Origin of the sequence: Altericroceibacterium indicum (assembly GCF_009828105.1) — a bacterium.
Classification (GTDB): domain Bacteria; phylum Pseudomonadota; class Alphaproteobacteria; order Sphingomonadales; family Sphingomonadaceae; genus Altericroceibacterium; species Altericroceibacterium indicum.
Map to the genome: position 1 here is coordinate 1 of NZ_WTYQ01000007.1, position 12,946 is coordinate 12,946.

Annotated in this window: 9 protein-coding genes; 2 read left to right on the forward strand and 7 right to left on the reverse strand. The window is 54.9% G+C overall.

All coding sequences use genetic code 11. The features are described from left to right. The 6 genes from GRI39_RS13955 to GRI39_RS13980 all read right to left on the reverse strand — a co-directional run. A partial coding sequence (locus GRI39_RS13955; protein ID WP_160740356.1) for a cadherin repeat domain-containing protein occupies positions 1 to 2,205 on the reverse strand: 2,205 nt, incomplete at its 3' end. Positions 2,206 to 2,541: 336 nt separating this feature from the next. Further along, positions 2,542 to 2,874 carry a cytochrome o ubiquinol oxidase subunit IV gene (locus GRI39_RS13960; RefSeq protein WP_211371636.1) on the reverse strand — a complete coding sequence of 111 codons (333 nt, stop codon included), beginning with the start codon at positions 2,872 to 2,874 and terminating at the stop codon, positions 2,542 to 2,544. Beyond that, complete coding sequence (locus GRI39_RS13965) at positions 2,874 to 3,500, reverse strand: cytochrome c oxidase subunit 3 (RefSeq protein ID WP_160740357.1); 627 nt, start codon at positions 3,498 to 3,500, stop codon at positions 2,874 to 2,876. The genes GRI39_RS13960 and GRI39_RS13965 overlap by 1 nt, the downstream gene beginning before the upstream one ends. Further along, complete coding sequence (locus GRI39_RS13970; protein WP_160740358.1) at positions 3,497 to 5,560, reverse strand: cbb3-type cytochrome c oxidase subunit I; 2,064 nt, start codon at positions 5,558 to 5,560, stop codon at positions 3,497 to 3,499. Before GRI39_RS13970 ends, GRI39_RS13965 begins: the two co-directional genes overlap by 4 nt. Further along, positions 5,557 to 6,423 carry a COX aromatic rich motif-containing protein gene (locus tag GRI39_RS13975; RefSeq protein WP_160740359.1) on the reverse strand — a complete coding sequence of 289 codons (867 nt, stop codon included), beginning with the start codon at positions 6,421 to 6,423 and terminating at the stop codon, positions 5,557 to 5,559. Before GRI39_RS13975 ends, GRI39_RS13970 begins: the two co-directional genes overlap by 4 nt. Then, positions 6,420 to 7,037 (reverse strand): DUF4396 domain-containing protein, encoded by a 618-nt coding sequence (locus GRI39_RS13980; RefSeq protein ID WP_246205100.1) that lies wholly within the window; start codon positions 7,035 to 7,037, stop codon positions 6,420 to 6,422. The genes GRI39_RS13975 and GRI39_RS13980 overlap by 4 nt, the downstream gene beginning before the upstream one ends. 1,163 nt (positions 7,038 to 8,200) lie before the next feature. On the opposite strand from GRI39_RS13980, the gene GRI39_RS13985 reads away from it, so the two are divergent. Both GRI39_RS13985 and GRI39_RS13990 read left to right on the forward strand, forming a co-directional pair. Continuing rightward, positions 8,201 to 9,607 (forward strand): 3' terminal RNA ribose 2'-O-methyltransferase Hen1, encoded by a 1,407-nt coding sequence (locus GRI39_RS13985; RefSeq protein ID WP_160740361.1) that lies wholly within the window; start codon positions 8,201 to 8,203, stop codon positions 9,605 to 9,607. Then, a complete protein-coding gene (locus tag GRI39_RS13990) occupies positions 9,604 to 12,147 on the forward strand; it encodes a polynucleotide kinase-phosphatase (RefSeq protein ID WP_160740362.1) in 2,544 nt (847 codons plus the stop codon). The genes GRI39_RS13985 and GRI39_RS13990 overlap by 4 nt, the downstream gene beginning before the upstream one ends. Positions 12,148 to 12,227: 80 nt before the next feature. On the opposite strand, the gene GRI39_RS13995 is transcribed toward GRI39_RS13990, so the two are convergent. Continuing rightward, the gene (locus tag GRI39_RS13995) at positions 12,228 to 12,800 is read right to left on the reverse strand and encodes a UvrD-helicase domain-containing protein (protein WP_160740363.1); all 573 of its coding nucleotides are present in this window, start codon (positions 12,798 to 12,800) and stop codon (positions 12,228 to 12,230) included. Positions 12,801 to 12,946: the final 146 nt, after the last annotated feature.

Below are 12,946 nucleotides of genomic sequence, written 5' to 3' on the forward strand. Positions count from 1 at the left end.
CCCGCCATTGCCATCGCTGACCTGGAGCACCACCGCATAGACATTCCCACCATCAAAGCTCGAGGGGGCTTCATAGTCGGGCGCGGTGATAAAGCTGAGCGCTCCTGTGGCGCTATCAACCGTGAACAGATCCTTATCCGCCCCACCGGCAATCGACCAGACGAGCGTATCGCCGCTATCGACATCACTGGCGCTGGCAATCATCACATTGCTGCGGTTCTCGGTGATGGTCACCGCATTGCTGCTGGTGATGACAGGCGCATCATTGGCATCTGTCACACTCACCGTGATCTGCTGCACCGTGCTGGTGGTGCCATCGCTCACCGTCACTTCCAGCTGATAGGCATTGTCCCCATCGTCATCGCCGGGCGCTTCATAATCAGGCGCCACCTTGAAGGACAGCGCTCCGGTGGTGGCATTGATCGTGAACAGATCGGCATCCACCCCGCCCGTCAGGCTGAAGGTCAGATCATCCCCTTCATCATCACTGGCCGTAATCGTCCCCACAGTCTTGGTGTTCTCCGCCAGGCTCAGACCCGATGGACCCGTCAGTACCGGCGCATCATTGACATCATTCACCGTCACCGTGACGCTCTGCTGCGTGGTCGTCACACCATCAGACACCGACACAATCACATCATAGACATTGTCCCCATCACTATCGGCCGGATTTTCAAAGTCCGGCGCCGCCTTGAAGGACAATTCACCAGCGGCATTGATCGTGAACAAGGCTCCATCTGCACCTCCTGCAATCGCATAGCTCAAACTATCGCCATCACTATCGCTGGCCACCACGCTCAGCACCGCTGTCGTGTTCTCATCCAGACTGACCGAACCACCGCTCGTAATCTCTGGCGCAGAGTTCCCGGAATCAGAACCCGTAACAGTCACAGAAATGTTTTGCTGGACGACATTTGTCCCATCGCTGACTTCTACGGTCAGGTCATAAATATTGTTGGCCCCGCTATCTTGGGGGTTTTCGGCATCAGGCGCATTTTTAAACGAGAGAACACCACTGGAGCTTATCGTGAAAAAGGCAGCATCAACGCCGCCCACGATCCTAAAGGTCAGGCCACCATTTTCCGGGTCACTCGCTGTAATCGTTCCTGCCAAAGTACTATTGCTAGCCATAGCCAAATTGGCGGAACTCGTGATGATCGGTGGTTCATCCGCATTTTCCACAGTCACTGTCATGGCGCCCGTGGTCGTTTTATTACCGTCGCTCACCGCGACCAAGAGCTGGTAAACATTGTTATTGTCATCATCAGTGGCATTTTCGAAATCAGGTACCGTGGCAAACGACACTTGGCCTGTTTGGCTATCGATCACGAATAGAGCAGCGTCTGCCCCTCCCACGATTGACCATGTCAGCGCATCCCCCTCAGGATCACTGGCGTTCAGTGCGAAGATGGCACTGGCATTTTCTGCCTGAGAATAACTAAGGCTGCCCGTTATGACCGGCGCACCATTTCCCTCTATAATGGATACATAGATCAACTGCTGATTGACGGCGTCACCATCAGAAATTTCGACAATTACTTCGAAAACCCCATCACCATCATCATCTCCCGTACTCCCAATTTGGGGTTCGGTCAGAAATGAGAGCATTCCTGTTTCGTTGTTGATCGAAAAAAAGCGTTGATCGTCCCCTCCGATAATAGTCCAGAAGATTTGGTCCCCATCAACATCTTCAGCCGACACGATGCCAACATCCAACTCCCCTGAGCGCGCATCCATTTCTTCGCCGATAACAAAGTCAGGTGCATGATTCACAACAGCAGGAGAGGCCACAGCAGCGGCGGTGGCAAAACCACCTTCGCTTTCATTCTGATTGGAGGTTCCAGCGCTTAGCAGGCCGGCTCCTGCTCCACCGGTAACCAGCCCAGCAAGGCCCAGGTCAAATCCGCCAGAAGTTGAGGCTTGGCTAATCACCTCAGCATTACCCAAATAGCTTTGGGTTACAAAAAGCTGGCGGCCATCAATGTCAAATTGCCCGGAAGGAATTCTCAAAACATCGCCATTGACCAGAGTCACCTGCACCGAACCGTCGGCGAGCTTATGAAACTCAGCCACGCCTTCCATTGCCTGCAAATGCTCTCCATCACCTTGAGATGATGATGCGGTAGCCTTGCCTGCAACCCCTGCAGCCATCGCTGCCAGAGCAGATGAAATACCTTTTAAGGACCGACGCTTTTTGGTGGACATGCGAGAAGCTCCTATGAACGGGACGTTTCCGTTATTAAGCTCTACAGGTCCTTCAAATTAGCACTCAAAACAACCAAGTAAGTTAACTTATACGTACAATGCATTTAAGTATTTTTACTTAAAAAGTATGATTTCTATCAAAAATATTACAGCAGAATAGATTCCATCTGAATTTACGAAACTTGATCTCAACATATTACTCTCTTCAGCATTCGCCCTTGACGCATGTTCATTCGAGATGATGGAGGCTCAAGCATGGCGCTCATAAAGGTGGAAGGTGTGCTGATTGAGCGTCGCTTCCAAAACTTCAGCTTTCTGTGAACAGCTACAGCCTGCTCACCCCATGCGGGCAAACTGACTTGAAATAACCCACCAACTTCCACCGACCATGAGGCAAAGGATTAACCCGGTGAAGAGGATCAACTGCAGATCATCCCGGTGTGATTTCTTCAAATCAATGTGAAGAAAATAGCGGAAGTGACATAGTATCTGGACCAGAGCGAGCATCGCAATGCCTGGAAGGAGCCATGTGGTGGGCACAGGGCGGTACAGTATCAGCGCGAAACTAGCTAGGGTTAGTAAGGCAGCGCTCATGAAGCCGCGCACAACATCGTGAAATTCTTTAGAGGGGCTTTCACCTCCACTGAGAGGGGCTTTCTCATCGTGCATCACACGGCTCCATAAAGGAAAACGAAGGTCAAGATCGCTACCCACACAATATCGAGCATATGCCAGAACAACGCCAACCGCATAATGCGAAGCCGGACGAGATCTTCCAGCGCTTTGATCCGCATCTGAAACAGCAGGATTATCATCCACACAATACCGGCGGAAACATGCAGCGCATGACAGCCAAGTAGCGTGAAATGGGCTGACAAAAAACCGCTACGCTGCGGCACTACGCCTTCGGCAGCCAGTTTTGCGAAATCCCTGATCTCCATGCCCACAAAGGCGCACCCTAATAGAGCCGTTACCACTAACCAGATGACCAGCCGGCTTTGCCGGGAACTGTATTTTTGCGCCAGCGATGCCATCGCAAATGTGCAACTGGACAGGAGCAACAGAGCGGTTTCAATACCCGCGCTTGTTAAGTCAGTTATATCTTGAGGCCAGGGGCCACCAGCAATGCCGTGAAGGCTCATCGCGCTATAGGTGACCAGCAACAAGGCGAACAGCACCAGATCGCTCATCAGGAACACCCAAAAGCCGAACATAATCGGTTCAGCTTCCATATGCTGTTCTGGATCAGACTGGCCGATGTTAATTCCGGGGTGAAGGATCTTTTCTGTGGTCATTGCAGTGCTTTTGCCCGGCCAAGATTGGTGGGACGGCATTCATCAAAACGATCGACAGGTGCAATCGACCGGGCAAGACTGAGCCATTCCTCATGAGCGTCTCGCACATCATCTGCCGGAATAATACGTGTGGTTTCGACCTCTAAGCTGCGTAGGATGACACAAGCCCAAATTGCCAGAAATCCCGCCAAGGCAGCCCACCAAATGTGCCATGTAAGCGCGAAGGCGCATATAAAGCCGGCGACGCCAATCAGCGCAGGCAGGGCGGTGCGGCAGGGGACTGCAATGTCCTCATAATTTTCAGGGGAAATATACGCACGCGCTTCACGCTTCATGGCGGTGAAGGCTTCAGTATCTTCAATTTTTGGCAGGACTGCAAAGTTATATTCTGGCGGTGGGCAAGGAGACCACCATTCAAGGCTGTGCCCATCCCACGGATCACCAGCAGGCACGGCCAGCTCACGCCTTTTCCTGAGGCTGACATAGAATTGGACACCCAAAGCGATCGCACCACAAAGAATCAGCCCGGACCCGACCCATGCAGCCGTCATCCACATTTGGAATTCTGGTTGAAAGGTTTGCGCAGTGCGCCGCATCGCCCCCATCAAACCCAATACGTAGAGGGGCGAAAAGGCGATGATGAAGCCACTGCTCCAACAGGCCCAGGAAATCCGCCCCCATCGCTCATCCAGCCGAAAGCCGGATACTTTGGGAAACCAGTACATATACCCGGCAATCATGCCAAACAGAGTTCCGGGGATAAGCATATTGTGAAAATGGGCCACTAGAAACAGCGAATTATGGACGCTGAAATCAACCGGCGGGTTAGCCAATAGAATGCCCGAAAGCCCGCCCAGCACAAAGCAGAACAGGAAGGTGACAGCAAACAACATAGGTGCCGTCAGCCTGACCTGGCCGCGATACATGGTCAACAGCCAATCATAGACTTTTACCCCTGTCGGGATACCGATCAACATCGTCGCGATGCCAAACACCGCATTGACATTGGCACCCTGTCCCATCGTGTAAAAGTGATGGAGCCAAACCGTAAAGCTCAACACAGCGATGGACATGACAGCAATGACCATCGACTTATAGCCATACAGCCGTTTGCCAGAAAAGGTCGAGATAACTTCCGACCATACGCCGAATGCCGGCAGGATCAGAATATACACTTCGGGGTGCCCAAACAGCCAGAACATGTTGGCGTAATTCATCATATTGCCGCCCATGCCGTTGGTGAAGAAGTGGAACCCGCAATAGCGATCAAGGGCCAACATGGCGGTGGACAATGTCAGTGGAGGCATCGCAAAGATCATCAGGATAGATGTACATAATGCAGTCCAGCAGAACAGTGTCATGCGGTAGAGATGCATCCCCGGAGCGCGTTCTTTATACAAGGTCACCGCAAAGTTGATGCCTGTCAGCGTTGTTCCCAGTGACGCGAGAGTCACTGCCCAGATCCAGTAATCCACGCCTTCACCTGGAGAGAACGCCAATTCTGTATAGGGTGGATAGCCGCTCCACCCACCGGTGGAAAATTCACCGACCACAAGGCTGACCATCACCAGTGCCGCGCCTGCAGCCGTCAACCACAGCCCCACCGCATTCATAAAAGGAAATGTCAGGTCACGTGCACCAATTTGCAGCGGCATCACATAATTAATGATACCGGACAAAAACGGCATAGCCATGAAAAAGACCATGATCGAACCATGCGTCGAGAACAATTGCGCGAAATGGTCAGCGCCGACGATACCACTCGCATTCACCGCAAATGCCTGTTGGGTGCGCATTACCACTGCTTCGATCACTGCCCGGGCCAGCATCACAAATGCGGTAACAATATACATGATCCCGATCTTCTTGTGATCGAGGCTAGTAATCCACTCTTGCCATAGCCACCGCCAGCGCCGGGTTAGTGTCAACAATCCTGCCACCACCACGACACCCAGGATCGCGATTGAGGCGGCACCAGTTGCGATAATATTGGCTTTAGGGGGAAAGTCCGACCAACTCAAAAGGCCAAACAGCCAGTAGGTAAGGTCGTGTCCTGTCAAAAGCCTGCGCCTGCCATATGTCCACCGTGATGATATTTGTTAATGATCTCATCAAACAGGCCGTCAGAAATACCACCGAAATAGAGTGGTGAAGCAACCGTGGCAGGTTTGGCAAGACGGGCATAGTCGGCGCTATCTAACACCGGGTGAGCACGAGCCTTCGTCAACCACGCACGATAACCTGCTTCATTGCGCGCCTTTAAAACAAAGCTCTGTTCGGGGAAATGCGTCCCGTTGAACTGTGTGTTGAGCCCGCGATAGTCTCCGGTCTGGTCAGCGCTAAGATGCATCTGCGTTTTCATCCCTGCCATGGCATAAATCTGCCCGCCAAGACGCGGCACCATAAATGACATCATGGGGCCATCAGATGTAATTGTGAAAGCAACCTCACGCCCTGCTGGAATCACCAGCTCATTTACTGAAGCGACGTGCTCGTTGGGATAAATGAAGAGAAATTTCCAATCGAGGGCGACAACCTGCACTTCGATGGGGGCAGGCCCGGCCTTATCCAACCGTCGATAGGGATCGATCTGATGAACTGTGCCCCAAAGGGAATAGGCAAGCACACCCACGATGATGACTGGCACGCCCCAGATGAGAATTTCCATCGGCCACGAAAATTCCCAATCAGGGCGATAATCCTTGCGATTACGTGAAAGGCGATAGCGCCACAGAATCCAAGGCAAAGCCAAAAATACAGGCACAATCACTATCAACACCAGCAGCGTGGTCTGTAAAAGGTGGTCTCGCTGAATGTGCGCAACCTTGCCAGCTGCTGCGAGAATCCCGTCTTGATGAGAAGCGCAACCGGCCAGAATAACCGGCAGGAAAGAGAGCAATGCAAGGCGGATGCGGGGGATCACATCCTTTCCTTAACACCACTTGCGATTAGCAACCAGTTCGGAAAATAGGCGGTGACAAAGCCCGCTATCATGGCGAGTTGCATAGCAAACCAGAACAAAGGCATAGCTACATCGACTTGCGCTCCCAGCACGGTCTTAAACAACCAGAAATGGGCCACCGCCATCACTCCATACATGCCTATCTGCCAAGAGGTGAGGGATAGGGCATCAGCTTTTATGGCAGCGGTTATTCCTGCCTTGACGGAAAGGTCGCGCATCGGCGCGATCGCGAAATACTGGAAAGCGATTCCGATGCTGAAAGCCATGATAAAATCAAACGTCCAGGTCGCGTAAATCTCTTCGCCAAACAGCCAGCCTAACCCGAAAAAACTCAAAATTCCTGGTTGATAATGTGCCAGGGTTTCCGCGATCATATCCGCCAAGGCACATCCCGCCCCGCAGTGAAGAGCTCCTTTAGCAACACTCACGGCAAAAGGTTGTTCGCTATGCCCCCCTCCCCTTGTGAAGCGGTAATAAAACCAGACAACCAGAAGGCTTCCAAACAATGCACATAGCGGCCAGACGAACTTCATCACTGCCATTTTGGGCGGAGCACGAAACATGGCAATGATCATCCACAACGCCGACATCGCGCCCAGCCCCAAGGAGGCCGACGACAGAGTGCTAAGCCAATAGGGTATCAATGCTCAGGCCTCCTCCCCAACAGCTCACCGTCAGCAACCAAACACAGGATGCCTCAATGAACAATACCAGATATGTCCCATTACGCAGAGCCAGCGCTCAAACGAGTTAATGACACAGACGTAAGGGGGGAACTGGAGCGGGTAGCGGGAATCGAACTCGGAATTGGAAGTGAAGAAATCCCGGGCTTTCGTGGATTTCCGCAAAAATTCTGGCCCCCATTTTGGCCCCCAAAATAATTGGCTGCAAAGGGAATCGATGGGATTCCCTGGGACTGCGCACTGCACCGTGGCCCCTAATCGGTCTCGCTGGAGCTAACACAGGGGTTTGATTGACCGAAGCGACCAATCTGCCGCGGCTAGCAATTTATCGGGCCAGCAGCGGTAATTTCATGCGCCACTCGTCAACGAGTTTCAATGGCCCGAGCCACCTCCCGAAGTCCAAAATTGCACAACTCTCTGCCCACTCGCGCCTGTGTCAAGATTTCTGTCGAATATTCAATGCCGTATGGCGCCTTGAGTTGGCAGCAACTCGGCGCAAACCCGCTCAACTCGTAGACGGGTGTATTGTACGCAAAGCGGTATTTCGATTTTAATTCAATAGGTTATATCCCGAATTCGCGGGGTACGGTGTGCCCGGTCAACCGGGTTTCTGACTGCGTGTTCGGGTCCGGTCTCACTGCGATCAATGGCCTGAGAGTTTTGATCTATTTTCCAGTGGATTGACGCGCCTTCTAGCGGCAACCGAGCGGAAAATTTTCTCAAGATGGTTCCAAAGTCAGGGCCCAAAATCACGCTCTGTTCCGAAATGGGGACCAAATAGCCAACATGCATATCCTACCAACCGTCGGACGCACGCAGCCACTTCCAACTGCTTGCTTGACCCTATCGAAGAATTGTTGAACTAGAAGCACATGCTCATAGCGAAACTGCCTGCGCTGAATCATTCCTCCTTTGGCGACGAGCGGTTTTGCGCGCGCAATTACCGCGCCCTGCTGCCCAATCAAAACGCTGCGCCCTAGTTCGGACACCACCCAGACAAACGACGCAGCCCCGCCGAGAAATCGACGGGGCTTTTTTGTACCCGGATCGAGAAAATGCTTCTGACAATCTCCACCACTCACAGGCCTGCTACCGACCTCGGCTTCCTCCTGATGAAGCATCCGGAGAACGTCCATTCGGTCGACCTGCCGTTCGGATCAGCGACTCTGTTCTACCCCGAGGCCGGGGAGGATCGATGCACCGCCGCGATTACTCTGGAGGTCGATCCGGTCGCACTGGTCAGGGGCAAGGCAAGCATTGAGGATCAGTACGTCAACGACCGACCTTATGCCGCGTCATCGCTGCTGTCGGTCGCCCTTGGCCGCCTTCTCAATACCGCAATGGGTGGTCGATCGAAGCTGCGTCAGGAGCTTGCTGATACCGCGATCCCGCTTGAATGTTCTATTACGCCGCTCCCGGCAAGGGGGTCGGCTGACCTTCTGGCGCGCATGTTCGAACCGTTGGGATACTCGGTCGAGGCAGAAGCAATTCCGGTCGATCCGGCGCATCCAGAGTGGGGGGCTAGCCCATACGTGTCGCTGAGCATCAAAGGCACGGTAAGGGTTCAGGACCTGCTTACGCACCTCTTCGTACTCATTCCGGTGCTGGACAATTCCAAGCACTATTACGTGGGCGAGGATGAGGTCAAAAAGCTGCTGCAAAAGGGTGGCGAATGGCTTGAGGCACATCCTGAGAAGGAACTCATCGTTCGTCGGTACCTGCTCGGGTTCCGGTCGCTCATGCGGTCAGCAACCGAGCAACTAGAGGAGCGGGTTGAGGCGGAAGAACCGGAGGAACACGCGTCGCGCGATGCAGAGGAAGAAAAGATCGAAAAGCCGATCCGCCTCAACACGCAGCGCATGGATTATCTGGCGGGTTTGATCCGCAATCTCGGAGCGTCGAGCGTACTCGATCTTGGTTGCGGAGAAGGTCGGTTGTTGCGCCAGCTTCTCACGATCAAGGGTCTCGACCGCATTGTTGGTGTCGAGGTCGCGCCGCGCGTTCTGGCAAAGGCAGGTGACCGGCTGAAGCTGGATCACATGCCCGACATCAAGCGCAAGCGGATTGAGCTGATGCAAGGCTCGCTCGTGTACCGCGACGATCGACTCAAGGGTTTCGACGCGGCCGCCCTTGTGGAGGTTATCGAGCACATCGATGCAGAGAGGTTGCCAGCACTGGAAGCGGCCTTGTTCGGTCACGCGCGACCGGCAAACGTGATCGTGACCACTCCCAATAGCGAATACAACGTCCTTTTCGAAGGGATGGAGCCAGGCACCATGCGGCATTCGGACCATCGGTTCGAGTGGACGCGTTCCGAATTCCACCACTGGGCGGAATCAGTTGCGAAGGCGTACGGCTACGAGGTCCGATACGAAGGCATTGGGAGCGAAGATCCAACTTATGGTCACCCGACACAGGTCGCCATCTTTTCACGCGTCGATGCGGTGAAGGATGCGGCATGAAGATCGAGATTCCAGAATTCGCGCTTGTCCTTCTGGTTGGCGCGTCAGGTATGGGCAAGTCGACCTTTGCGTCGAAGCACTTCCTGCCGACTGAGGTCGTATCTTCGGATCGCATGCGTGGTTGGATTGCCGATGACGAGACTGACCAGTCCGCCACCGGCGACGCCTTCGACGTGCTGCATTTCATTGTCGAGAAGCGGCTCAAGAACCGGCGGTTCACGGTCGTTGATGCCACCAGTGTACAACCGGAATCCCGCAAGAGCCTGGTCGCGCTTGCCCGCAAATGGCACGCCCTGGTCGTCGCCATTACCTTCGAACTGCCTGAAGAGGTCGCACTTGCTCGCAACGCCGAGCGTCCCGACCGCCAGTTTGGTGCAGGACCGGTCCGTCGACAGATGCTCAATCTGAAACGCTCCATCAAAAGCATGGGGCGCGAAGGCATCCGCTACGTGCATCGCTTGCGCTCCATCGAGCAGGTGGAGGCGGTCGAGATAACGCGGACGCGCCTTTGGACTGACCGCCGCGAAGACTCCGGACCGTTCGACATTATCGGTGACGTGCACGGTTGTGCCGATGAACTCGAGACCATCTTGGACCAGCTTGGCTATCAAGTTTCGTGGGATGGCAAGGACGTCCATGTAACTCCACCTGAAGGTCGTAGGGCGATCTTCGTTGGTGATCTCGTTGATCGTGGGCCGCGTTCACCTGACGTCCTGCGTATCGCGAAGCACATGGTGGACTCTGGCACTGCCTTGGCCGTGGTCGGAAACCACGATGACAAGCTGAAGCGCCATCTGTCTGGCCGCAACGTCAAACCGACGCATGGGCTTGCCGAAACCATCGAGCAGCTTGGTAGCGAGCCGCCGGAATTCTTGGCTGAGATGCGCGAGTGGCTCGACGGTCTTTTGAGTCACTACCTGCTCGACGATGGGAAGCTCGTCGTCGCCCATGCCGGTCTTAAGGAAGAAATGCAGGGCCGCGCCTCTGGCGCGATCCGCAGCTTCTGCATGTATGGCGAAACGACTGGCGAGGTGGATGAGTTTGGCCTTCCCGTCAGGTGGGACTGGGCATCCGAATACAAGGGTCGCGCCAAGGTCGTTTACGGTCACACACCTGTGCTCGAAGCGAACTGGGTCAACGGCACGATTTGTATCGACACCGGCTGCGTGTTCGGTGGCAAGCTTACTGCCCTTCGCTACCCCGAACTCGAACTGGTATCTGTCGATGCCGAGCAGACGTACTACGAGCCGATCCGGCCCCTCGACGGCCCCGCAGCCGATACCGGGAGTACACCTGCGCATCAGCTCAACATTGCGGACGTGCTGGGAAAGCAGGTCATCGAAACTGGCCTTTATGGTCATGTGACGGTGCGTGAAGACAACGCCGCTGCCGCGCTGGAGGTAATGACCCGGCACGCAGTCGATCCGCACTGGCTGATCCATCTGCCGCCGACCATGTCGCCAGCGGAAACGAGCGCACAGGAAGGATGGCTGGAGCGGCCGGAAGAAGCCTTTGCCTATTACGGCTCGAAAGGCGCACCAAAGCTTGTGCTCGAAGAAAAGCACATGGGCTCACGCGCGCTCATTTTGCTGTCGAAGACCCAGGAAAGCGCGGCCAAACGTTTTGGTGTTCACGATGGCTCGCGAGGAACCGTCGTAACCCGGACTGGTCGGCGCTTTTTCAACGATGCCGAATTGGAGGCGTCGGTTCTACACCGCGTGGACCAGGCGATGGAAATTTCGGGCCTATGGACCGAACTCGATACCGATTGGGTTCTATGGGACTGTGAGATCATGCCTTGGAGCATGAAGGCCGGTGCGCTTGTGCGCGGCCAATACGCGTCAGTCGGCGCAGCCGCCAACTCTGGTTTGTCTGCTCTCGATGCCGCTTTGCAGGCTGCAATCGCGCGTGGCGTGGATGTCAAAGACTTGGGCGCGCGAGTGTCCCAGCGCGTCGAAGACGCGGCGAACTATCGCGAAGCCTACAATCGGTATGTCCACCCGTTCGAGGGCATTGCAGACCTGAAGATCGCACCTTTCCATCTTCTGGCATCGGAGGGTCAGGTACATTCTGACAAAGATCATCTGTGGCACATGGGAATGGCTCACAGGCTGTGTGCGGCTGATGCGAACCTGCTTCTTGCAACCGAATATAGGGCTCTCGATCTGGACGATCCTGTTCAGGTCCAAGAGGCAATCGACTGGTGGGAAGCCATGACTGCCAAGGGTGGCGAAGGCATGGTGGTCAAGCCGCTCGACTTCATCGCTCGCGGTCGGCGCGGTCTTCTGCAACCTGCCATCAAGTGTCGGGGGCGCGAGTATCTGCGGATCATCTATGGCCCGCACTACGACCGACCAGGCAACATCGAGCGGCTGAGAAAACGAGGACTTGGCCAGAAACGGTCGATGGCATTGCGCGAATTCGCGTTGGGGATCGAGGCGCTTAAACGGTTCGTCGACCACGCTCCGCTCACGCGCGTGCACCAATGCGTGTTCGGAGTGCTAGCGATGGAGAGCGAACCGGTCGACCCGAGGCTGTGATCAGCTAGAGCTTGCCTTAAACGAATTGGATAGTTGGTCGAAAGAGAGTGCAGTTGCCAGCGCAGGTTGCCGGACAGAGCTTAGGCTGGGGGCCTATTTTCCGCCCCGTGACGCACACATTTGAAGCTATAGATCGACTGGTCATCGTCGCCCACGATGCAGATTTCCGCGTCATCACCAAGGTAGGCAATCGCTGTCTGCTCGGCCTTGTTGAGGTCCTGATATTCGTCAACGAGCAGGTGCTTGAATTCGGATCGCTCGGCCGCCGCTGGATTGTCCTTGAGGTAACGGACGAGGTACGGAATCAGCTCACCAATCAGCATTGCGTGGTGAAACTCGAGCCACGCGAGAAGGGCAGCCTGAAACGCCTTTTCCTCGTTAGTTTTTGCGAAGCCCGGCTCGTCGCCTTGGCTCTGCGCCCAAGCCGCCGTGTAGCCCTGAATCATCTTCTTCGCGGCGCGCTTTCCACCGCTCGCTTCCGCAATGTCGCTGACAAGAGCCTTTACCTCGAAGGAATTGAGCGAGCGCGGCGTTCGTCCCACGGCTTCGAGGACGTGCTTCCGCGAGAGAATGCGCATGGCGAGGCTGTGAAGGGTCTGACCTTCGAGCTCCTCGCAAGTCTTCGCTCTCGTCTGCAATGCAACGCTGGCCATAGCTTGATACCGCTTCGAGAATGGCTGCCCAACAGACAGCGCCCATCGGCATTGATTGCATCGCGTCTGCGTATTCACTTTCGCCTGCGGTTTTGGCCGCACTTTCCTTCGCAGCGTCGGCAGCGGCAATCGCAGCTTTTACCTCG